We start from the raw sequence: 22397 nt of genomic DNA on the forward strand, positions 1-22397 counted from the left end.
CGAAGGGCCCGGGTGACACGATCAATGACGCAATGCAGCAAAGCGCAATGCGCGAAAGAGGGGCCGCATGAACCAGACGACGCGGATCATTCCCCAGGGCCTCGCCCAACATGAGGCTCAGGTGGCGCAAGACCTTGAGGCGCTGAACCTGCCCCCGCGCAACTGGGTGCCGGCCATCAGCCGCGATGGCGTGGCGGTGCGGGATGTGGTGGTGATCGGCGCGGGCATGAACGGCATCGCCGCGGCCGGGGCGCTGATCTTCAAGGGCATCCGCAACATCGCCGTGCTAGAGGCGAGTGCCCCCGGGCAGGAAGGCCCCTGGGTGACGACGGCGCGGATGGACACGCTGCGCTCGCCCAAGACCTTGCCGGGCCCCTGCTTCGGCATCCCCTCCCTCACCTTTCGCGCCTGGTATGTGGCCAGCTTCGGCGCCGAGGCCTGGGAGGCGCTGTACAAGATCCACAACGCCACCTGGCAGGATTACCTGGGCTGGCTGCAACGCGTGCTGCGCCTGCCGGTGGAGCATGGGGTGCGCGTGGCGCGCATCAGCCCGTATGAGGGGGTGCTGCGGCTGACGCTCAGTGATGGCCGCACCCTTCTGGCCCGCCGCGTGGTGATGGCGACGGGCCGCGCCGGCGCGGGCGGGCTGCACATGCCCGATTTCGTGGCGCCCGATCTTTTTCCCGACCTCGCGGCCCTGGCCCCGACGCCGATTGATTTCACCGCCTTGCGCGGCAAGTCGCTCGGCCTCATTGGCGGCGGCGCCTCGGCCTGGGACAATGCGGCCACGGCGTTGGAACAAGGTGCCGCGGAGGCGCATCTCTATGTGCGGCGCGCCACGCTGCCGCAGATCAACAAGGGGCGTGGCAGCGCCGGGCCGGGCTTTCACCAGGGCTGGGATTCGCTCAGCCTGCAGGAGCGGTGGGACCTGATCGTCTACATGCATGACGCGCAGGCGCCGCCGCCGCATGAGACGGTGAAGCGCGCGCTCCGGCTGCCGGGCTTTCAGATCCACCTGGCCACCCCGGTGCGCGCGGCACGGCGCGGTGATGCGGGCGTGGTGCTCGACCTTGGCGGGCGTGAGGTTCGCCATGATTTCCTGATCGTCGGCACGGGCTTCGTCGTGGATATGGACCGCGTGCCCGAACTCGCCGATTTCGCGCCGCATATCGCCCGATGGGAGGATTGCTACACGCCGCCGGAGGCGCTGCGCCGGCCGGAGATGGCGGCTTTCCCCTTCCTGGGCGGCGGTTTCGAATTGCAGCCGCGCGATGCTTCGGCGCCGGCGGAACTCGGCCTGATCCACATGATGAATTACGGCGCCCATGCCAGCCATGGCGGCATCGCCAGCGATATCCCGGGTGTGGCCGTCGCGGGGGAGCGGGTGTCACTCGCGATCCTGCGGCATCTTTTCCAGGCGGAGATCGGTGCGCTGCGCGATGAACTCAGTGCCTTTGACGAACCGGAACTGGAAGGCACGCCTTTTTTCGTGCCGCGCTGAAGGGGCCGCGACGTCGGTGCCAACATGATGGGAAGGAAACGCGCATGCGCGATGTGATTGACGAATTGGCGGGCATCGCACCCGGCAGCAAGCTGGACACGCTCCGCGCCCAGCGGCCCGATGTGCGCAGCAGCCTGAACGCCTATGAAGCCGCGATCTTCGAGGGCGAGAGCGGCCTGACCACGGCCGAACGCCATGCCGTGGCGGAGCATGTGGCGACGCTGAACGCCGAGGCGGCGCTGGCCGCGCATCATCGTGCCCGGGCGGGCGATTCACCACGGCTGCCGGCGCTGCTCTCCTACGCCACGCTGATCACCCGCCAGCCCGACCAAGCGTCGCCCGGCGCCATTCAGGTGCTGATGGCCGCGGGCCTTGCGTCGCGGGATGTCGTCATGCTCGGGCAGCTCATCGCCCATCTGAATTTCCAGGCGCGGCTGCTGGCCGGGCTGCGTTTGCTGGAGGATGCACCATGATCGCCGCCCATTCCGCCCTCCGCGCCACAGGCGCGCTCGTGCCATCGGAGGCGACATGACCTCGACCCATGATTTCGGCTTCCCCATGGAAAGCCTGAACTGGAAGGCCTGGGCCCCCGTCCTCGACCTGGCCGATGCCACGCCGGATGAGATCAAGGTGCTGGAAGAAAGCCACGCCAAGGCCAAGGAGAACCCGTATTACCTGCTGCTGGTGCAGGAGGCCGAGGTGCTGCGCCAGCGCTCCAAGCTGTTCAACACCATCATGTATGGCCCGCGCGGCGCCTCGCGCGCCGAGCGCGAATTGGCCGCCACGGCCGAATCGCGCCTGAATGGCTGCCCCTACTGCGCCAGCGTGCATGCGCTGCGCTATGTGCAGATGAAGGGCGATGCCGACCTGATGCAGCGCATGATGGCCGATGGCGTGGATGTTCCCATGCCGCCGCGCGCGCGCGCCATCGTGGATTACGCCGTGCGGCTGGCGGCCACGCCCTCCGCCGCCACGGCCGCCGATGTGCAGCGCCTGCGTGACGAGGGGATGAATGATGCGGAAATCCTCGACATCACGCTCTCGGTGGCGATGTTCGCCAATGCCAATCGCCTGATGCAGACGCTGGGGGAAGCCGTCCGGCCATGAGCGCGCATCTGGCGGAGCCCAACCCTGCCGGCGCCGCGCCACGACATGCGGATGGCGCGGCGCTGACCGCGCTGGCCCATCGCGTCCTGCCGGCCGGGCATTTCGGCAATCTGGCGAGTGACCTCGCTTTGGTGCGCGGCGCGGCGGCCCATGTCTGGGACAGCGAGGGCCGCGAATATGTGGATTATCTGCTGGGCTCCGGGCCGATGTTCGTGGGCCATGCGCATCCGGAAGTGACGGCGGCGGTGCTGGCGCAGGTGCCGCTGGGCACCACCTTCTTCGCCAACAACCCGGCCGGCATTCATCTGGCCGAGCGCATCGTCGAGGCCATGGCCTGCGCCGATCAGATCCGCTTCGTCAGCTCCGGTTCCGAAGCCAACATGTATGCGATGCGCGTGGCCCGCGCCTTTCGCGGCCGGGAGAAGATCCTGAAATTCGAGGGCGGCTATCACGGCATGAGCGATCACGGGCTGATGAGCCTCTCGCCCAAGCGCGCCGCCAATTTCCCGCAGGCCATTCCGGACAGCGCCGGCATCTCGGCGCGCGTGCGCGATGAGGTTCTGGTGGCGCCCTATAATGACGCGGCACATGCGGTGGCACTTATCGAAGCGCATCACGATGAGCTGGGCGGCGTGATCGTCGAGCCTTTCCAGCGCCTGCTGCCGCCAGCACCAGGCTTCCTGGAAGCCCTGCGCGAGGTGACGGCGCGCTACGGCATTCCGCTGATCTTCGATGAGGTCGTGACCGGCTTCCGCTTCGCTTATGGCGGCGCGCAGGCCTATTACGGCGTGACACCCGATCTCTGCACGCTGGGCAAGATCATCGGCGGTGGTTTCCCGTTGGCGGCCATTGCCGGCCGTGCCGACATCATGGCGCATTTCGACCGGGCGCTGGTGGGGGATGGCGGCTTCCTGATGCAGGTGGGCACGCTGTCGGGCAATCCTGTGGCCTCTGTCGCGGGGTTGGCGACGCTGGATATCCTGACGCGTCCCGGCGCCTATGAGGGCGCCTTCGCGACGGGCCAGGCGCTGATGGATGGGCTGACGCGGCTGCTGCGCGATGCCGGCCTGCCCGGCCAGGTGGTGGGTGAGCCGGTGCTGTTCGATGTGGTTTTCGCGGAGGGCGACATCCGCAACTACCGCGACATGCAGCGCGCCGATGCCAGGCTGGCGGGCCATTTCAACCGCCATTTGCGGCAGGCCGGCATCCTGAAGGGCGACAGCAAATACTACATCTCGCTCGCGCATACGCCCGATGATGTCGCGTTCACGCTGGACGCGTTTTCCGGGGCGATTCGCGCCCTGTAGCCGCGTGCCGGCACCCCTTACTTCAACAGTTCCGCCAGCAAGGGGTTGGGAAACCTTCGGCTGCGCGTGATCGCGTAGAAGCCTTCCACCAATCCCGGCACCTGGCAGCGTTCCACCAGCTGCCCCGTCCGCAATTCATCGCGCACGACGATGGGCGGCACCAGGGCGACCCCGGGGCTTTCCCGCGCCAGCAGCCGCAGCATCGCCATGTCATCCACCTCGGCCAGGATGATGGGGCGGATGCCGGCCTGGTCCATGATCAGATCGAAGCCCGCGCGGATGGAGCTGCCCAGGGCCGGAAGCAGGATCGGCGTTTCGCGCAGGTCATCCGGGAAGCGGAAGGGCCGGGCACGCTTGGGCTTGCGGCCAACCAGGCTGACCGGCTGCTCGTCCAGCAGCCGGCTGTTCCAATCCTTTTCCGCATCGCGCGCGACGGGCGCGTTGGACAGCACGGCATCGAGCGTCAGCGCATCGAGCTGCGCCAGCAGATCCCGCAGATGCCCGGAATGCACCACCAGCTCCACATCCCCCCGGCCGATCAGCGGGCGCAGAAGTTCCAGCTGGAAATTGCGCGACAGCGTGGTGATGGCACCGATGCGCAGCACGCGCCGCGCGGCGGGCCCGCGGCCCTTCAGCGTATCGAGCAATTCATCGCCGGTGCGGAAGATCGTCTCGGCGTGATCAAGCGCGATGCGACCCGCCTCGGTGAGTTCGAGGCGCTTGCCGATGCGGGTGAACAGCTTCTGGCCTAGCTGCGCCTCCAGCGCGGCAAGCTGGGTGGAAAGGGCCGATGGCGCGACATGCAGCCGCGCCGCCGCGCGCGTCAGGCTGCCCTCCCGCGCGATGGCCCAGAAATAGCGCAGATGGTGGTAGTTCAGGCTGGCCATGAATCATTCTCCAGAACAGAACCATATCTTCCATTCTTTGAATTTTCCAGATGCATTGCAGCACGTTAACCAACCTCCATCCCCTTTGGAGGTTTGCCCGCATGTCCTGGATCGCCGCCCTGGCGCCGCTTCTGCCGCTGCTTGCCGCGTTGCTGCCCGGCGATGCGCGGCGTCTTGTCACAGCCGCATCACTGGGCGCTTTCGCGGCGGCGCTGGCTGTGGCCTTTGGGCTGATGCTCTGGGGGGGCACCAGCGGCTTTCTGGTGCATCTCGATGCCGTCTCCGGCGTGATGCTGCTGCTGGTGGCCTTCATCGGGCTGATCGTGACGCTCTACAGCCGCCGCTACCTGGATGGTGATCCAGGCCAGGCGCGGTTTTTCCGGGGGCTCGGCTTCACGCTGGCGGCGGTGCTGGCGCTGACGATTTCGGGTAACCTGCTGTTCTTCGCTGCCGCCTGGATCGCCACCAGCCTCTGCCTGCATCGGCTGCTGGTCTTCTATCCGGAGCGGCACGGCGCGCAGCTTGCGGCGCGGAAGAAATTCATCACCAGCCGGTTGGGGGATGCGGCGCTGCTGGCCGCCCTGCTGCTGATCCTGGGCCGCTTCGGCACGCTGGAATTCGGCGTGATCTTCGCGGCCACCGATGCGCTGCGAGCGGAGGGTGAGGCCGGCATCGCGGTCCATCTCGCGGCCATCTTCATCGCCATCGCGGCCATCCTGAAATCCGCGCAATTCCCGGTGCATGGCTGGCTGCCGGAGGTGATGGAAACGCCCACCCCAGTCTCGGCGCTGCTGCATGCGGGGATCATCAATGCGGGCGGCTTCCTGGTGGTGCGCATGGCCGATCTCATGGCGCTTTCCGCCGCGGCGCTGGATGTGCTGCTGGTGATCGGCGCCATTACGGCGATCTTTGGCGCGGCGGCCATGCTGACGCAGACCAGCGTGAAGGTGGCCCTGGCCTGGTCCACCGTGGCGCAGATGGGATTCATGATCCTGCAATGCGGCCTGGGCGCCTTTGCCGCCGCCATGCTGCACATCGTGGCCCATGCCCTCTACAAGGCGCATGCCTTCCTCTCGGCCGGCGGCGTGGTGGCGCAGCGCGGGCCAGGGCTTGAGCAGCCCTTGCCGGTGGCGATGCTGGTCCCCGCCCTTGGCGCCTCGGTGGCGCTCGTGCTGGTGGTGGGCACGCTGTTCGGCATGCCCTTCGCGGCCAAGCCCGGTGTCGCGGTGCTCGGTGCCACGCTGATGATGGGGCTGACGCCGATGCTGGCCGCCGCCTTGATGGCGCGTGATGCGGCGCGCTTCGTGGCGCTCAGGGTGGCGGGCTTCGCGCTGGGCGTTTGCCTCGCCTATTTCGCGCTGCAGATGGCGGCCGAATGGCTGCTGGCGGCGGCCCTGCCCCCCAGCACGGCCGAACGTGGCGCCTTCGCCCTGGTGCTGGCGGCGCTGACCATCCTCGCCTTTGGCGCCTTGCTGGTGCTGAACGTGCTGCGCCGGTCGGGCCGCCCGGGCCCCGCGCTGCAGGCTTTCTACGTGCATCTGTTCAACGGCTTCTATGTGAATGCCTGGTGCAACCGGCTGGTGGCGAAGCACTGGCCCGTGAAGGGAGGCGTGTGATGAACGTGATCTTGCCCCAGCTGCGCCAGGTGGCCGCGCGCATCGCGCCGGTCTGGCCGCTCGCTGACTTCGTGGCGGTGAATCCGTTTCTGGGCCTGGTGGACCAACCCTTCGGCGCGGCCCAGGCGCTGCTCGGCCAGGTCAGCGGCAGGCCGGCCTTGCCGGAGCGCTCGCGCCTTGCCGCGGCACTGGAAAGCGGGCGCATCACCGAGGCTGATCTGGTGGCTGCCATCGCTGCCGCGGGCGCGGCCACCACGCCGGCGGCCTTGCGGGCGGCAGCGCTGCAGCCGCGCCCGGAATCCCCTGTCGCGCCACAGGCCAGGACCGTGGCCGATGTGCTCGACGCCACGCTGGGCACGGATTGGACGCGCATCACGCGGGAGGAGATCGCCAAATGGATCGCGGCCTGGAGCGACGAGGGCCAGGCCAGCTGGGCCATGCCCTGGCGGGGTGAGGCGCTCTATGCCGCCTGGCGACAGGCCGCGCGGCAAGATCTCTCGCCGGAACTGGCGGGGCTTGCGGGGTTTCGCGCGCATGTCGCGGCCCTGCCCGCTGACCCGGCCGAGAGCGTGGCCGCCAGCCTGAAGGTGCTCGGCATTCCTGAGCCCGAGGCTTACCTGCACCGCGCCCTGCTGGGGCTTGCCGGCTGGGCCGCGCTGTTGCGGCAGCGCGGCTGGCTGCGGGAGCTGGATGGCGCGCCGAATGACGCGGTGATTGAATTGCTGGCGATCCGCCTCGCCTGGGAACAGGCGCTCTACGCGCATCACGCGGCGCCGGAATTCCGCGCGGCCTGGCGGGCGCGCCTTGCCGCGCCCGCCGATGCCTCACCCGATCTCACGGCTGATCTGCTGCTGCTGGATGCCTATGAGCGTGGCTATCAGCGGGAACTCGGCGCCCAGTTGATGCGGCCGGGCGTGCCCGCGGCACTGCCGCCGCTGGTCCAGGCCGCCTTCTGCATCGATGTGCGTTCGGAGGTGTTTCGCCGCGCGCTGGAGGACGTGACCCCGCAAGTGGCCACCATCGGCTTCGCCGGCTTCTTCGGCTTCGCGCTGGAATATGTGCGGCTGGGCGATGCCAAAGGTGCCGGCCAATGCCCTGTCCTGCTCAAGCCGGGCCTGATCATCTGCGAGGCGGTGCAGGGCGCCTCCGCCCAGGAGGAAGCGCGCCTGGCCGAAGGGCGGGGCCTGCGCCGGCGTGCGGCCGATCTCTGGGCCAGCTTCCGCAGCTCCGCCGTCTCCTCCTTCGCCTATGTCGAGACGGCGGGCTTCCTCGCGGCGCCGGCACTGGTGCGTGGCACGCTGGGCATCACGGATGCGGCCGCCGATGGGCTGGATCCGGCGCTGCGGGCGCGGCTGGCGCCCAGCCTGGAGACGCGGCCCTGGCAGGCACGCGCGCATGGCTTCGCCAGCGCGGCACGGCTCGATGCGGCGGAGGCGGTGCTGCGCGCCCTCTCCCTCACGCATGATTTCGCGCCGCTGGTGTTGCTGGCGGGGCATGGCAGCAGCACGGTGAACAACCCGCATGCGGCCGGCCTCGATTGCGGGGCCTGTGGCGGCCATACCGGCGAGAGCAATGCGCGCGTCGCGGCCGCCGTCCTGAATGACCCGACGGTGCGGGAGGGATTGGCCGCGCGCGGCATCGTCATCCCCCCGGCCACGCGCTTCCTGGCCGCGCTGCACGACACGACGACGGATGAGGTGACGCTCTACGATGCCGATCCTTCCGATCCCGCCATCGCGCAGCTGCGCGGCTGGCTGGATGCGGCTTCACGCCGCGCACGCCTGCTGCGCGCCGCGGCACTGGGCGTCACGGGTGATCCGCATGCGGCGATCGCCCGCCGCAGCCGGGATTGGTCCGAGGTGCGGCCGGAATGGGGGCTGGCGAACAACGCCGCCTTCATCGTGGCACCCCGTGCCCGCACCCAGGGCCTGGATCTGGATGGCCGCGTCTTCCTGCATTCCTATCTCTGGCAGGAAGATGCGGGCTTCGCTGTGCTGGAACTGATCATGACCGCGCCGATGGTCGTCGCGAACTGGATCAACCTCCAATACTACGGTTCCACCGTGGATCAGGCGGGGTGGGGCAGCGGCAACAAGGTGCTGCACAACATCACCGGAAGGCTGGGCGTGCTGGAAGGCCAGGGCGGTGACCTGCGCACCGGCCTGCCGATCCAATCCCTGCATGATGGCACGCAATGGCGGCACGAACCGCTGCGCCTGCATGTCGTGATCGCGGCACCGGAGGCCGCCATCGAGGCCATCCTGCGCAAGCATGCGGGTGTGCGCCAGCTGGTCGAGAATGGCTGGCTGCATCTCTTTTCGCTGGATGCCGAAGGCCTGGGGATGCGGCGCTATCGCGGGCCAGGAATCTGGGAGGCGGGCTGAGCCTCAGCGCGCCGTCAGCGTCAGCCCGAACATGTCCCGCCAGCCATCCAGGCTGCTCTGCGGCTTGCCGCTGATCTGCGAGATGGGCAGTGGCGCGCGCGGCTGGGCCACGAGCTCCAGCACCGTCGCCTCGCCGCGCAGGAAGCGCGCCACGGCGTTGCGCGCATCCGCGAGGCGGGGCCCCGCCAGCATGGCGGCCGATTGCCCGATGAGGCGCTGGCGGAATGCCGCTTCGGCAATGCGCTCCTGCGCTGCCTGGGTCCGCACCCAGCGCTGGAAGACCGAGCGGTCGGCATAGCGCAGGCGCGCGGAGAGCAGCCGCGCGGATTGCGCGCCGCTGGCGTCCATGTCCTCCGGCACGCGATCGGCACGGAAGGCGAGATTGAGCTCACCCACGTCACGCAGCTCGATTCCGAATTCGCTGAGCTCCAGGAGCTGCGCCGTGACGTCATGCGTGGCTTCCAGCCGGGCCTCGGCGCCCAGCGTGGCATAGCCCAGGCGTTGCATCCAATCGGCGATGGGCGGTGTCGGCATCACCTCCAGCCCGCGCAGCGCGAAAGCGCCGGTCTGCGGCCGGCCGGCCGTGATCTCACCCCGCAAGGTGAGGGCGGAGAGCCGGGCGATGGGGGCGGCGCCCTGGCTCAGCGCGACGCCTTCGATTTCCAGGCTTTGCCGCCCTGGCGCCCGGCGCGGCGCGCGCTGCGCGATGACGGCGCCGAGCAGATCGGCCGCATCCAGCCCGGCATAGGCGATGCGCGCGATGGTCAGACGGTCCGCCACGCCCATCTGCGGTGCGAGGATTTCGAGGGCGGTCAGGCTGGCCTGCCCGGTCCGCCCCGCGCCGAATCCCTCGATGGAGAGGCCGCCGATATTCACCGGTGCCGGCCCCGTGCTGCGCCAGCCCTCCAGCCGCAGCAGATCCGCCGTGACATCGCCGGGCTGGACCGTCTTGCCGGCGGCCGGGCGGCGGATGGCCAGGCCTTCGAGGTCCAGCCGCTCCAGCGTCACCGGCAGATCCCCGCCCGAAATGGCGATGCCGCGCAGCGAAAGCCGGGCGATGCCATCGTCGCGCAGGCCCTCCAGCCGGGCCTCGGTGATGCGAATGCTCTCATTCTGCCGGCGCAGCACGGCGCCGCTCAGCACCGCGCTGCCCGCGACATCGGTCGCTGTCGCGCGGTCGAAGCTGAGCGTGACGTCGGCGCCCAGCAGGCGACGAAGCTGGGTGACGGCGGCGGGCTCCTGGGCGTGCGCGAGCATGGGCAGGAGGAGCAGGGCGGCAAGGAGGATCTGGCGCATCCACCAAGGCTAGACCCGCATCGGCGCGGCGCGCCAGTTTCCTTTGCGCCCCACACCCTGGCGGAACCGGGCGGCATGCCCCATCTGTCACAGGCATGAGCCAAGTCCCGGCCAAACCCAGCAACGCGGCGGTGGCCGCCTTCCTCGCGAAGGTGGAGGCGATGCCGGCCGTGCGCCCGGTCTCCGCCCGGCGTGGCCGGCTGATTTTCGCCGTGGATGCCACAGCCTCCCGCCAGCATGCCTGGGACACCGCCTGCCATTTGCAGTCCGAGATGTTCTCCGCGACGCGGGATCTGGGGGGCCTGGCCGTCCAGCTGGCCTATTGGCGCGGCTACATGGAATTCGCGGCGACACCCTTCCTGACCGATACGGCCGAGCTGGCGCGCCGCATGTCCGGCGTCACGGTGATGGGCGGCCAGACCCAGGTGCTGCGCGTGCTGGAACACGCCTTGCGCGAGACGAAATCCGAACGCGTGAACGCCCTGGTCCTGGTGGGTGACGCGCTGGAGGAAGCCGTGGACCCGATCTGCCATCTGGCGGGGCAACTGGGCCTGCATGGCACGCCCGTCTTCTGCTTCCAGGAGGGTGCGGACCGCGTCGCCGAACAGGGTTTCCGCCAGGTGGCCAAGCTCTCCGGCGGCGCCTGGGCGCCGTTTGACGCCAGCAGCGCCGAGGCCTTGCGCGCCTTGCTGCGCGCGGTCGCGGTCTTCGCGGCCGGTGGGCGGGCTGCGCTGACGCGCCTGCCGGGGCGTGAAGCGCAGCGCATCGCGGGCCAGCTTCCCGCGCCCCAGCGCTGAAGTATGGGGGGCTGAGCGCCATGTACGCGGTGGCAATCGGCGCGGCGCTGCTGCTGGGCGGGCTGGTGCTGCTTTACGCCTTCGCGAATGCGCGCCCGGCCGCCATCAAGACCTCGCTCATCTGGGGGGTTGGCACGCTGGGTGCTGTCGGCATCACGGCGATGCTGCTGACTGGGCGCGGCGCCAATGCGCTCTGGGCGCTGATCATGTTCGGCCCTGCCTTGCTCCAGGCCTTCCGCGGCTGGCGCGCGCGCCGCAGCTTCGGCCGCCCGGCGGAAGGCGCCGAGGCGAGCGGCGTGGAGACCACGACGCTGGACATGCGCCTGGATCTCGGCAGCGGCGCCATGTCGGGGCGGGTGCGGCGCGGGGATTTCCAGGGGCGGGACCTTGCCTCCATGGATCGCGCCGAACTCATGGCCCTGCTCAGCGACTGCCAGGCGCTGGATGCGGAGAGCGTGCCCCTCATCGAGGCCTGGCTGGACCGCACCGATCCCGAATGGCGCGATGCTGCGCCGCCGCCCCAGGCCGCTTCTGGCGGCCGCATGACGCGGGCCGAGGCGCTGGCGGTGCTGGGCCTCAGCGAAGGCGCCAATGAGGAAGCGATCCGTGCCGCGCATCGGCGGCTGATGCAATCCGCCCACCCCGATCGTGGCGGCAGCGACTGGCTGGCCAGCCGCGTGAACGAAGCGCGGGATTTGCTGCTCGGCTGAGCCTTGGCGCCCGGTGACTGAGGGTCGGAGGGGAGGGAACGCGAAATGCCTCGCCCCGTCCCGCTCATCGGCTTGGAATTGGCGTGTCCTGAACCTGGGAAGTCACGCATGAACCATGCAAGCGATGGAGGTGCAGGAACCTAAGGTTCCTGCCCGGGTGCTCGAGGGGCTGGCCCCTCGATCTTGTCCTCACGAGGCATCTTCCCGCCCGAAAGCCGCCGCCGCACCCACCGTCTCGCGGCCGCGAAGCCCCGCCCCAGCGGGCCGCGTGCCTGCCGCAAGGCCTGGCGCACAGCCTCGGCCGCCCGCCGGGCCGCCTGCCGGGCCAGGACCCAGGCCGGAATGCCCTCCAGCGTGCGATGCGCGAAATCCAGCATCCGCATCACGCCGTCATGCAGCCAGGCGAACCAGGGCACCTGCATCATCTTTGGCTTGGCGATGGCGAAGACGCGGGTGGAGAAGGCCGCGCCGATGATCTTGGTGCCCAGGATCACGATGGCCGCCCAGATGAAATGCCCCTCCCGCAGCAGCCATAATTCACCCAGCTTAAGCAGGGGGATGATGGGCACGAAGGGCAGCACGAAGACCGCGATGACGGCGCCGGGGCTCAGCCGCTCCACCAGATGCTCCAGCGCCGTGAAGAGGGGTAGCCGCGCCAATTGGCGCCCCAGCGCGGTGAGCCAGGCCCAGAGCGTCACCTCCAGCAGCACCACGAGCATGGCCAGGGCGATGGCGAAGGGCGCCACCAGGCGGCGCGTCAGGTTGCGGCGTGCGGAGGGCATGACGAGGGAGGTTGCGCGCCCTTCCGCCGGACGGCAAATCAGGCCGCGCCCTACCGCCGCCGCAGGAAGACGAAATGCGCGTGGTCCTGCCAGGTGTGGCGATCCAGGATGCGCATTTCGAGCAGTTCCAGCGCGCGCTCGAAGGCGGATTTCGTGAAGAACCACCAATAGGGCCAGGTGCTCGGTGCGCCCTGGGTGACATAGGGCATTTTCGCGCCGTCGCTGGCCGGTGCGTGGATGTCCAGATCCACCTGGAAGCGGTCCAGGTAATACCGGCGCAGCACCGCGCGTTCCCGCCCGCGCAGCGCTGGCAGGAACAGCGCCGAGGCGGCCGCGAAGCTGACGCGGCCCTCGGCATTCTCCACCGCATCGGGCACGACAACGGTGCTGGCGATGAGATATTCCCCCACCACGCGGCGCAGATTCAGCAAGGTGTGGATCGGGTTGGGCGCATGGTAGAGCAGCGAGGCCGCGTTCACGATGTCGAAGCGGCCCAGCTTCTGGGCGAAGCCCGGGTGATCCACATCCGTCTCTGGCCGGAAATCAATATCGTGGATCTGATGGGCGCGGGTCGAATCGCGAAAATAGGCCCAGAGCTCATGCTCCAGCGGCAGGATATCGGCCATGGCGACATCCACGGCCCCGCAGCGCTGCGCCCAGCTGGCGCGCTCATTGCCGCTGCGTTCGCGGATGCCGCCGATATCCACGAAGCTCCGGCCAGGGGCCACGGCCGCGATCCAGTGATCCATGCGGTCCTGTGGCGCCAAACGGCCCACCCCGAAGCTTGGCGCCGCTTCCATCAGGCCATGGCACCGCGGGCGGCCACCGGCCACAGGCATTCGACCCTGCCCTTCCGGACACCCACGTACCAGTCGTAGCGATCCACCGTCGGGTCGCAATGGCCGGGAATGAGGCGCAGCTTTTCGCCGAGGCGCGGGCGCAGGGCGGGGTCCTCCACCGTCAGCTTCCCGTGCTCATCCGAGGCGCCGACATAGGAAACGCCCGACCGGCCGGACACGATGGGGTAGCCGCTATCCGTCGGCACCGCCTTGTGGCCCGCATCCACCACCGAGATGTGGGGAGTCGCCGCACTCATCACCGTGGCGAGCACGAAGAGCGCGTGGCGAAAGGGCGGTGCCTCGGTGTTGCGGGCGTAATCGGCGTCCATGAAGGCGTAGGAACCGGCCTGGATTTCCGTATAGACGCCGCTCGCCACCTCATGCTGGAAGCTGCCGCTGCCGGCCCCCCCCACCACGGGGCAATCGAGGCCACGCTGGCGCAATTGCTCGACCGTGCGGCGCGAGGCTTCGACCGCGCCGGCAATGGCGGCGGCGCGGCGCTCCGGCTCGCGGATGTGCTGGGCGCTGCCATGATAGGCCTGGATGCCGCCGAAGCTGAGGTGCTTCGAGGCCGCAATGATCTCCGCCAGGGCCACCACGGGCGGGCCCGCCTGCACGCCGCAGCGCGCCCCGCCCACGTCAATTTCCACCAGCACGGGAATGCGCACGCCGGCCGCCTGGGCGGCCTCCTCGATGGCGGCGATCTGCGCCGGATCATCCACGCAGATGGAGACCTGCGCGATGCGCGCCAGGGCCGCCAGCCGCGCCAGCTTGCGCGCGCCCACCACCTGGTTCGTCACCATGATGTCGGGGATGCCACCCCAGGCGAGCACTTCCGCCTCGCCCACCTTCTGCACGCATTGCCCGATGGCGCCGCGGGCCATCTGCAGCTTCGCGATCACCGGGGATTTGTGGGTCTTGGCATGGGCGCGCAGCCTGGCGCCGGTGGGCGCTAGGAAGGCCGCCATGGTGTCGAGGTTGTGCTCGAAGGCATCGAGGTCAATCAGCAGCGCGGGTGTGTCCACCTCATCTTCGCGCATGCCGGGTTCGGCCGGAGGGGCTTGGAGCATCTGCAATCCTTCTCGCGGCCGTCATGCCGGCCGCATCGCTTTGCCCTATGATGCGGCGATGCATGGCAATGATCCAGACGTCCTCATCATCGGCGCGGGCTGCGCCGGAATCGCGGCGGCGCGGGCGCTGATCGCCGAGGGGCAAAGCTGCGTGGTGCTGGAGGCGGGCGCCAGGGTGGGCGGGCGGGCCTTCACCACGCAAGCCCTGGGCGCGCCTTTGGATCTGGGCGCCACCTGGCTGCACGGGGCGCGCGAGAATCCGCTGAGCGCGTTCATCGGCCCGCATCTGGACCATGACACGGTGCGGGAGCGGCATCTGCACCTGGGCGAGCGCTTCGCCACCGCCGCCGAATTCGCCGCCTATTGGCGCGCGCATGCCGATTTCGAGGCCGCGCTGGCCAATTCCCCCCAGACCCCCGACCGCAGCGTGATGCAAGCGGCCCCCCAGGGCGGCCCCTGGGATGCCACGATCGCGCATTGGCTGGGCGCGCAGATCAACGGCGTGGAACTCGGCGGCGTTTCGCTGGAGGATTATCTGAAGACCGATCTGACAGGCCCGAACCTCCTGCCGCGCGAAGGCGTGGGCAGCCTGGTCGCGCGCCTGGCGGAGGGCCTGCCCATCCGGTTGCACCACGTGGTCACGCGGCTCGACTGGTCCGGCCCCGGGGTGGTGGCGGAAGGGGATTGGGGCAGGCTGCGCGCGGGCCGAGCCATCGTCACCGTCTCCAACGGCGTTCTGGCCGCCGGTGGCATCGCCTTCACGCCGGCACTCCCGGCCGCGACACAAGCCGCCATCCAGGGCTTGCCCATGGGGCTGCTGACGAAGATCGCCTTCCGCGCGCGCGGCGCGGATCGCCTGGGCATGGCCCCCTTCCACAACGCCCGCCGCGCCGTGACGCGTGAGGCGCCGCAACCGATGAGCTGGGTCTTCTGGCCCTTCGGCGCGGATCACATTTTTGGCTTTGTGGGTGGCGCGCGCGCCTGGGACTTGTCGCGCCAGGGGCCGGCGGCGACAGAAGCGGCGGCGCGCGCCGACCTCGCCGCCCTGTTCGGCCCGCGCGCCGAGGCCGCGCTGGGCGAGGCGCTGGTCAGCAACTGGGGCGAGGACCCATTGTTTCGCGGCAGCTACACCCATGCCAGGCCGGGCCACCATGCCTCCCGCGCGGTGCTCGCCGCGCCGCTGGGCGAGGGCCGCCTGTGTTTCGCGGGGGAGGCGTGCCATGCGCGTTTCGCCGGCACCACCGGGGGCGCCTGGCTCTCGGGCGAGACGGCGGCGCGAATCAGTGGATGACAGAAGCTGCATGCCAGGGCCAGGATAAGCCCCAAGGCGCCCCATCCGAGCGGTGCCACGAGGAAACATTCCATGAGCATCTCCCGCCGCGCCACGCTCTCCCTCCCCCTCGCCGGACTGGCGGCGCCCGCCTTCGCGCAGAACCGGGGCGATCCCAACGTGCTACGGGTGAAGCTGTTTGGTGATCTGCGCGGGCTCGATCCCTTCATCTCGCCCGAATACATGGCCCGCAACCATGGCTACATGGTCTATGACACGCTCTTCGCGTTGGACTCCAAGCTGCGCCCGCAGCCGCAGATGGTGGAAAGCCACAGCGTCAGCGCCGACCGCCTGACTTGGGATTTCACCCTGCGGGAGGGGCTGCGCTTCCATGACGGCGCGCCTGTCACCAGCGATGATGTCGTGGCCTCCCTGCGCCGCTGGGCCATCCGGGACGGCCATGGCGCGCAGATGCTGGCCGAGGGCAATACGCTGGTCGCGGTGGATGCGCGGCGCTTTCGCCTGACCTTGCAACGGCCCTGGGCGCTGGTGCTGGATGCGCTGGCCAAGCCCTCGGGCCTGCCGGCCTTCATCATGCCCGCGCGCGTGGCCGCGACACCGATCACCACCGCCATCACCGACCCCACCGGCAGCGGCCCCTATATGCTGCGGCGCGAGGATTGGCGGCTGGGCGACCGCACCACCTATCGCCGCAACCCCGATTACCGCCCGCGTGCCGAGGCCCCCGATGGGCTGGCCGGGGCGAAGATCGCCCGCATGGAGCGCATCGAATGGGTGGTGCTGCCCGATTCCAGCAATGCGCTGAACGCGCTGCAAACCGGCGAGCTCGATATCTTCGAGGAACTCCCGCCCGACCTGTTTCCCATTGTCAGCCGCAACCGCAATCTCCGCCTGGCCGCGCAGGATGCGGCGGGCGTGCAGCCCATCTTCCGCATGAACCAGGTGGTGGCACCCTTCGACAATGTGAAGCTGCGCCAGGCCATGCGCCTGCTGGTGGACCCCTCCGAGATGATGCCCGCCTACATGACCGATCGCGAGCGCTGGCGCGATTGCCGCAGCTTCTTCCCCTGCGCTTCGCCCTTCCATACGAATGAGGGCTGGGTGGCGCCCAATCTGGATCTGGCGCGCACCGCCGTGCAGCAATCGGGCTATGACGGCACGCCCGTCGTGGTGCTGGATGCGCAGGACAGCACGATCAGCAGCACCTTCGCCCGCGTCTCGGCCGACCGCATGCGGCGCGTGGGCATGAATGTGGATTTGCAGGCGATGGATTGGGCGACGCTGGTGACGCGGCGCCTCTCCAAGAACCCGGTCAACCAGGGTGGCTGGAGCCTGTTCTGCTCGGCGCCGGCGGCGGTGGATCTGATGGACCCGGTGAGCCATATCGCGCTGCGTTCGGCGGGTGCGCGCACGGCGCTGCCCGGTTGGCCGGACGACCCTGAGCTGGAGCGCCTGCGCGATGCCTTCGCCTTTGCGGCGACCGAAGAGGAGCGCCGCGCCATTGCCGTGCAGACGCAGCGCCGCGCGGTGGACAGCGTGCCCTATCTCCCGCTCGGCATGATGAGCCTGGTGCGTGGGCATAGCGCGCGGCTGAACGGGATTCTGGAGGCGGCGATCCCAGTCTATTGGAATATCAGCAAGGCAGGGTGACAGTCAGGCCTCCGGCGGCTGGGGCCATGGGCCCCAGACCCCTTCACGAGGCCGAGATGCTCACGACTTCGGATAGGAATTCTCAATGGATGGGGTCTGGGGCCCATGGCCCCAGCCGCCGGAGGCCCTACTCCGCCCGCAAATTCAACGAAGCCACCACAGGCCGCAGCGCCGCCACCTGCGCATGCACCATCGCCGTGAACTCGGCGCTGGAATTCCCGCCCGGATCAGCGCCCAGCTCATCAATGCGCGCGGCCAGCGGCGGGTGGCGGGAGGCCGCGGCGATCTCGGCCTGAAGCCGGGCAAGGATGGGTTCCGGCGTGCGGGCCGGCGCGAAAAATCCGTTCCAGCCGAGGATTTCCGCATTGGGAAATCCTTGCTCCCGCACCGTCGAAATTTCCGGCAGCAGCCGGTTGCGCGTGGTGGAGCGGATGGCGATGGGCCGCAACGCGCCGGCGCGGATATGCGGGATGCCGGTGGAGAGCTGGTCCCCGCCGAACTGGATGCGGCCCACCATCAGATCCTGGATGAGCAGCGAGGCGCCGCGGAAGGGCACATGCTCCATCTGGAAATTGCCGTCGCGCTTCAGCACCTCACCCACCAGATGCCCGGCACTGCCCGGGCCGGTGGAGCCATAGAAGGGCGGCGAGGGCTGCTGGCGTGCCCAGGCGATGAATTCCGGTACGGTGGTGGCCGGCACGGAGGGGTGCACCATCACCACGGTGGGCACCAGCGCCCCAAGGCTGATCGGCGCGAAATCGCGCTCCAGCGAGTGCTGCGCGCGGTTCTGGAACTCCATCACGGCGGATGTGGCCGAGAAGGTGGAGTTGTGGAACAGCAGCACCTGCCCATCGGGTGGCGCCTTGGCCACGATATCAGCGCCGATGGAGCCGCCGCCCCCGCCGCGATTCTCGACCAGGATGGAGACGCCCAGCGTCTCGGTCAGGCGCTGGCCGAAGAGGCGCGCCAGGACATCCGTGGTGCCGCCGGCGGCGAAGGGCACGACGACGCGGATCGGGCCAGACGGCGTCCAGGATTGGGCCCGCGCGACGAGCGGCGCGGCCAGTGGCGCGGCGAGCAGAAGACGGCGGCGCATCATTCCACCCGCATCTGCAGCGATTGCACGAGCGGCCGCATGGCGGCGATCTGCCCATGCACGGCTTGGGTGAATTCCGCGCTGGAATTGCCACCGGGCTCGGCCCCCAATTCCTGGATGCGGGCGGCCAGGGCCGGGTGGCGGGCGGCGGCCGCGATCTCGGCCTGGAGGCGGATCATCACCGCCTCCGGCGTGCGGGCGGGCGCGAAGAAGCCATTCCAGCCCAGCATTTCCGCATTGGCGAAGCCTTGCTCGCGCACGGTCTGCACATCAGGCAGCGCGCCGGCGCGCGTCGTGGCCAGGGTGGCGATGGGGCGCAGCGTGCCACCGCGGATATGGGTGAGCGAGGAGGAAAGCTGATCGCCCCCGAACTGGATTCGCCCGGCCAGCATGTCCTGCACCAGGGGTGCCGCACCGCGGAAGGGCACATGCTCCATGGGGAAATTCCCGTCGCGCTTCAGCACCTCCCCCATCAGGTTGATGGTGCTGCCGGGGCCGGTTGAGCCATAGAAGGGCGCGCTGGGCTGGCTGCGCGCCCAGGCGGCGAATTCGGTGATGTTGCGCGCCGGCACGTCGCGGTGCACCAGCAGCATCATCGGCACATTGGCGCCCATGCTGATGGGCGCGAAATCCCGCTCGATGGAATGCGGTGCCCGGCCCGCGAATTCCAGCGCCGCCGTGGTGGTGCTGAAGGTGAGGTTGTGGAACAGCAGCGTCTGCCCGTCCGGTGCGGCCTTGGCCACCACATCCGAGCCGATGGAACCACCCGCGCCACCGCGATTCTCGACCACGACGGAAACGCCCATCGTCTCGGTCAGGCGTTGCGCGTAGAGCCGGGCCAGGATGTCGGTGGTGCCGCCCGCCGGGAAGGGCACGATGATCCGAATGGGGCCGCTGGGGGTCCAGCCAGTAGATACCCCCTGGGCGCGCAGGACGGCCGGGGTGAAGCACAGGCCCAGGGCAAGCGGGGCAAGCTGGCGGCGGGTGAACATGGGTCCGGCATCCTCCAAAAGGCGCCGCACTCATTCGTGATGCGGCTGCCTTCCCCTATTGGGGAGGCTGCGCTGGCTGGCGTCAACCGGTTGCGGACAACACCCAGGCGACCATGACGATCGCGCCCGAGAGCGCACCGGCTTCCAGGCTGAAGCGCAACAGGTCAGCAGCTTCGCGCCATGGGCTGGCGTGACTGCGTTTCGGATTGCCTTCGACCTGCATGCCCGACCACCCCGGTTGGAGAAGATGCATATAAGTGAGGCATCGGGTCCGTAACAAGTCGAATCTGGCGCGATTCTGTTAAAAAAGAGGCAGACCCTCTCAGTGGCCGGCATTCTCTCCCGAGAAGTCCGGCGCTTCGAGGCCGGAGGCCTCCAATTGCCGCACCAGCTGCGCCTTCAGCCGCTCCAGCCCGGCCTCGGTCGAGGCCTCGCAGCGGGCGACCAGGACGGCCTGGGTGTTGGAGGCGCGCAGCAGCCACCAGCCATCCTCGCTCAGCACGCGCACGCCATCCACGGCCTGGACCTGCGCGCCCTCGGTCGCGAGGCGGCCGCGGACTTCCTCGATCACCTGGAATTTGCGGGCCTCGTCGCAATTGAAGCGCAGCTCGGGCGTGTTCAGCACCTGGGGGAGGGCCGCGCGCATCTGCGCCAGCGTCTGGTCGCTGCGGGCGAGGATATCCAGCAGGCGGACGCCGGAATACAGCGCGTCATCAAAGCCGTACCACTTATCCGCGAAGAAGGTATGGCCCGACATCTCACCCGCCAGCGGGCAGCCGGTTTCGGCCATCTTCTGCTTGATGAGGCTGTGGCCGGTCTTCCACATCATGGGCACGCCGCCCGCCTTGGCGACCTCGTCGAACAGCACCTGGCTGGCCTTCACATCGGCGATGATGGTGGCGCCCGGGTGGGATTTCAGCACATCCCGCGCCAGCACCACCAGAAGCTGGTCGCCAAACAGCATATGGCCGTCACCATCCACCACGCCGATGCGATCCGCATCGCCATCAAAGGCGATGCCGAGGTCAGCCCCTTCGGCCTTCACCCGGGCGATGATCTGCTCGAGGTTCTTCAGCACGGTCGGGTCGGGATGGTGATTGGGGAAATTGCCGTCAATCTCGCCATTGATGACGACGTGCTTGCCCGGCAGCTGCTTGACCAGGCGCTCCGTGATGGCGCCGCCTGAGCCATTGCCCGGATCCCAGACCACGTTCAGCGTCTTGGCGCCGCCGGCGTAGTCCTGGACCATGCGGGCGATATAGGCCTCGCTTACATCCGCGTCCCGCGCCGAGCCGGGCGCCGTCATCACCACGTCCCCGGCGGCAGCCATGGCGCCCAGCGTCTGGATATCCTTGCCGAAGAACGGCTTCTTGCCGATCATCATCTTGAAGCCGTTGTAGTTTGGCGGATTGTGGCTGCCGGTTAGCATCACGGCGCCATCGGCCTTCTGGTCGTAGCTGGCGAAATAGAGCATCGGCGTCGGCCCGCAGCCCACGCGCACCACCTCCATGCCCGAAGCGACCAGCCCCGCCACCAGGTGCTGCTGCAATTCGGGCGAGGAGAGCCGCCCATCCCAGCCCACCGCCACGCGGCTGCCACCCGCCCGGCCCACGATGGTGCCGAAGACCCGGCCGATGGCGAAGGCATCCGCCGGATGGAGCGTCTGCCCCACAATGCCGCGAATGTCGTATTCGCGCAGCGAGGTCTTGTCGAAATGGTGCGAGAAGGCGGCCATCAGGGTCTTCCGATCGAGTGATAGGTGAAGCCCGCCTCGCGCATCGCGGCCGGGTCATAGACATTGCGCAGGTCGAGCATGACGCGCCCCCGCATCACGGAAGCCAGCTTTTCGGGCGCGATGTTGCGGAACTCGTTCCACTCGGTCAGCAACACAACGGCCTCGGCCCCCGCCAGCGCATCGAGCGCGTTGTTGGCATAATGCACGCCGGCCGGCAGGAGTTGCCGCGCGAAGCCCATGCCCTGCGGATCAAAGGCGCGGATCACCGCCCCCGCCGCGGCCAGCTTCGGTACGATATCGAGCGAGGGCGCATCGCGCATGTCATCCGTCTCGGGCTTGAAGGTCAGCCCGAGCACAGCGATGGTCTTGCCGGCCACGCTGCCGCCACAGGCCGCGATCACGCGGTCCGCCATGGCGAGCTTGCGGCCGTCATTCACCGCGATGGTGGCTTCCACCAGGCGCAGTGGCGCGCCGAGATCCTGCCCGGTGCGGGCGAAGGCGATGGTGTCCTTGGGGAAGCAGGAGCCGCCATAGCCCGGCCCCGCATGCAGGAATTTGCGCCCGATCCGGCCATCCAGCCCAATGCCGCGCGCCACCTGCTGCACATCGGCGCCGGCCTTTTCGCAGAGATCCGCCACCTCGTTGATGAAGCTGATCTTCATCGCGAGGAAGGCGTTGGCGGCGTATTTGATGATCTCGGCCGTCTCTAGCCCCGTGGCGACGATCGGCGTCTCGATCAGATAGAGCGGGCGATAAAGGCGCTTCAGCACGGCTTCCGCCCGCGCGCCCGCCTCGCCTTCCTCGATGCCGATAACAATGCGGTCCGGCCGCATGAAATCCCCGATGGCCGCACCTTCGCGCAGGAATTCCGGGTTGGAGGCGACGGCGATATCGAGATCAGGCCGCGCTGCCTTCACCCGGCGTTTCACCTCGCGCCCGGTGCCGACCGGGACGGTGGATTTCGTCACCAGCACCAGCGGCCCCTTCGCCGCGCGCGCCACCTGCTCGGCCGCGGCGAAAACATAGGTGAGGTCGGCATGGCCATCGCCGCGTCGGGTGGGCGTGCCGACGGCGAGGAACACCGCCTCGGCTCCGGTCACGGCTTCGTCGAGGTCGGTCGTGAAGGTCAGCCGGCCCTCGCGCGCGTTATCGGCCACCAGGTGGTCCAGCCGCGGTTCATAGATCGGGATGCGCCCGGCCTTGAGGGCTTCGATCTTGGCGGGGTCCGTGTCCACCACGGCCACATCCACCCCGAATTCGGCGAAGCAGGCGCCGGAGACGAGGCCGACATAGCCGGCACCGATCATCGCGATCTTCATGTCACCGCACCTTCGGGC

General features: G+C 69.0%; 20 protein-coding genes. 10 read left to right on the forward strand and 10 right to left on the reverse strand.

Annotation, left to right across the window (positions count from 1 at the left end):
- Nucleotides 1-67 precede the first annotated feature (67 nt).
- The 4 genes from LHU95_RS00355 to LHU95_RS00370 are packed head-to-tail and all read left to right on the forward strand — an operon-like array spanning nucleotide 68 to nucleotide 3915.
- The gene (locus tag LHU95_RS00355) at nucleotides 68-1501 is read left to right on the forward strand and encodes an NAD(P)/FAD-dependent oxidoreductase (RefSeq protein ID WP_248709405.1); all 1434 of its coding nucleotides are present in this window, start codon (nucleotides 68-70) and stop codon (nucleotides 1499-1501) included.
- A gap of 44 nt (nucleotides 1502-1545) precedes the next feature.
- On the forward strand, nucleotides 1546-1974 hold the full coding sequence (locus LHU95_RS00360) for a hypothetical protein (protein WP_248709406.1): 429 nt from the start codon (nucleotides 1546-1548) through the stop codon (nucleotides 1972-1974).
- A 55-nt stretch (nucleotides 1975-2029) separates the two neighbouring features.
- A complete protein-coding gene (locus LHU95_RS00365; RefSeq protein ID WP_248709407.1) occupies nucleotides 2030-2608 on the forward strand; it encodes a peroxidase-related enzyme in 579 nt (192 codons plus the stop codon).
- Nucleotides 2605-3915 carry an aminotransferase class III-fold pyridoxal phosphate-dependent enzyme gene (locus tag LHU95_RS00370; RefSeq protein ID WP_248709408.1) on the forward strand — a complete coding sequence of 437 codons (1311 nt, stop codon included), beginning with the start codon at nucleotides 2605-2607 and terminating at the stop codon, nucleotides 3913-3915. The genes LHU95_RS00365 and LHU95_RS00370 overlap by 4 nt, the downstream gene beginning before the upstream one ends.
- Nucleotides 3916-3932: 17 nt before the next feature.
- Here LHU95_RS00370 and LHU95_RS00375 read toward each other — a convergent pair whose 3' ends face one another.
- Entirely contained in the window at nucleotides 3933-4802 is an 870-nt protein-coding gene (locus LHU95_RS00375) for a LysR family transcriptional regulator (RefSeq protein WP_248709409.1), read from the reverse strand.
- Nucleotides 4803-4903: 101 nt separating this feature from the next.
- Here LHU95_RS00375 and LHU95_RS00380 point away from each other — a divergent pair, with 101 nt between their 5' ends.
- Together LHU95_RS00380 and LHU95_RS00385 are read left to right on the forward strand one after the other, a co-directional pair.
- Nucleotides 4904-6418: an NADH-quinone oxidoreductase subunit L gene (locus tag LHU95_RS00380; protein ID WP_248709410.1), complete on the forward strand. Its 1515-nt coding sequence runs from the start codon at nucleotides 4904-4906 to the stop codon at nucleotides 6416-6418.
- The gene (locus LHU95_RS00385; RefSeq protein WP_248709411.1) at nucleotides 6418-8802 is read left to right on the forward strand and encodes a DUF2309 domain-containing protein; all 2385 of its coding nucleotides are present in this window, start codon (nucleotides 6418-6420) and stop codon (nucleotides 8800-8802) included. Before LHU95_RS00380 ends, LHU95_RS00385 begins: the two co-directional genes overlap by 1 nt.
- Before the next feature lie 3 nt (nucleotides 8803-8805).
- On the opposite strand, the gene LHU95_RS00390 is transcribed toward LHU95_RS00385, so the two are convergent.
- Nucleotides 8806-10098, reverse strand: a complete 1293-nt coding sequence (locus LHU95_RS00390) for a hypothetical protein (protein WP_248709412.1) — start codon at nucleotides 10096-10098, stop codon at nucleotides 8806-8808.
- Nucleotides 10099-10193: 95 nt separating this feature from the next.
- Between LHU95_RS00390 and LHU95_RS00395 the strand changes: the two genes are divergently transcribed.
- Together LHU95_RS00395 and LHU95_RS00400 are read left to right on the forward strand one after the other, a co-directional pair.
- Nucleotides 10194-10895: a VWA domain-containing protein gene (locus LHU95_RS00395; RefSeq protein WP_248709413.1), complete on the forward strand. Its 702-nt coding sequence runs from the start codon at nucleotides 10194-10196 to the stop codon at nucleotides 10893-10895.
- Nucleotides 10896-10915: 20 nt separating this feature from the next.
- Nucleotides 10916-11605 (forward strand): hypothetical protein, encoded by a 690-nt coding sequence (locus LHU95_RS00400; RefSeq protein ID WP_248709414.1) that lies wholly within the window; start codon nucleotides 10916-10918, stop codon nucleotides 11603-11605.
- A gap of 140 nt (nucleotides 11606-11745) precedes the next feature.
- Here LHU95_RS00400 and LHU95_RS00405 read toward each other — a convergent pair whose 3' ends face one another.
- From LHU95_RS00405 to LHU95_RS00415, 3 genes are read right to left on the reverse strand one after another with little or no spacing between them, the layout of a single operon-like run.
- Complete coding sequence (locus tag LHU95_RS00405) at nucleotides 11746-12387, reverse strand: hypothetical protein (RefSeq protein WP_248709415.1); 642 nt, start codon at nucleotides 12385-12387, stop codon at nucleotides 11746-11748.
- Between the two features lie 50 nt (nucleotides 12388-12437).
- Nucleotides 12438-13136 (reverse strand): hypothetical protein, encoded by a 699-nt coding sequence (locus tag LHU95_RS00410; protein ID WP_248709416.1) that lies wholly within the window; start codon nucleotides 13134-13136, stop codon nucleotides 12438-12440.
- A gap of 50 nt (nucleotides 13137-13186) precedes the next feature.
- Nucleotides 13187-14296, reverse strand: a complete 1110-nt coding sequence (locus LHU95_RS00415; protein WP_248709417.1) for a DSD1 family PLP-dependent enzyme — start codon at nucleotides 14294-14296, stop codon at nucleotides 13187-13189.
- A 58-nt stretch (nucleotides 14297-14354) separates the two neighbouring features.
- Between LHU95_RS00415 and LHU95_RS00420 the strand changes: the two genes are divergently transcribed.
- A complete protein-coding gene (locus LHU95_RS00420; protein ID WP_248709418.1) occupies nucleotides 14355-15587 on the forward strand; it encodes an NAD(P)/FAD-dependent oxidoreductase in 1233 nt (410 codons plus the stop codon).
- A gap of 72 nt (nucleotides 15588-15659) precedes the next feature.
- The gene (locus tag LHU95_RS00425; protein ID WP_248709419.1) at nucleotides 15660-17237 is read left to right on the forward strand and encodes an ABC transporter substrate-binding protein; all 1578 of its coding nucleotides are present in this window, start codon (nucleotides 15660-15662) and stop codon (nucleotides 17235-17237) included.
- A gap of 127 nt (nucleotides 17238-17364) precedes the next feature.
- Here LHU95_RS00425 and LHU95_RS00430 read toward each other — a convergent pair whose 3' ends face one another.
- The 5 genes from LHU95_RS00430 to LHU95_RS00450 all read right to left on the reverse strand — a co-directional run bounded on the left by LHU95_RS00430 (nucleotide 17365) and on the right by LHU95_RS00450 (nucleotide 22379).
- A complete protein-coding gene (locus LHU95_RS00430; RefSeq protein ID WP_248709420.1) occupies nucleotides 17365-18333 on the reverse strand; it encodes a tripartite tricarboxylate transporter substrate-binding protein in 969 nt (322 codons plus the stop codon).
- Entirely contained in the window at nucleotides 18333-19325 is a 993-nt protein-coding gene (locus tag LHU95_RS00435; RefSeq protein WP_248709421.1) for a tripartite tricarboxylate transporter substrate binding protein, read from the reverse strand. Before LHU95_RS00435 ends, LHU95_RS00430 begins: the two co-directional genes overlap by 1 nt.
- A gap of 82 nt (nucleotides 19326-19407) precedes the next feature.
- Nucleotides 19408-19548 (reverse strand): hypothetical protein, encoded by a 141-nt coding sequence (locus LHU95_RS00440; RefSeq protein ID WP_248709422.1) that lies wholly within the window; start codon nucleotides 19546-19548, stop codon nucleotides 19408-19410.
- A 99-nt stretch (nucleotides 19549-19647) separates the two neighbouring features.
- Nucleotides 19648-21060 (reverse strand): phosphoglucomutase/phosphomannomutase PgmG, encoded by a 1413-nt coding sequence (locus tag LHU95_RS00445; RefSeq protein ID WP_248709423.1) that lies wholly within the window; start codon nucleotides 21058-21060, stop codon nucleotides 19648-19650.
- The gene (locus tag LHU95_RS00450; RefSeq protein WP_248709424.1) at nucleotides 21060-22379 is read right to left on the reverse strand and encodes a UDP-glucose/GDP-mannose dehydrogenase family protein; all 1320 of its coding nucleotides are present in this window, start codon (nucleotides 22377-22379) and stop codon (nucleotides 21060-21062) included. Before LHU95_RS00450 ends, LHU95_RS00445 begins: the two co-directional genes overlap by 1 nt.
- Nucleotides 22380-22397 lie beyond the last annotated feature (18 nt).

The organism is Sediminicoccus sp. KRV36 (assembly GCF_023243115.1).
Classification (GTDB): domain Bacteria; phylum Pseudomonadota; class Alphaproteobacteria; order Acetobacterales; family Acetobacteraceae; genus Roseococcus.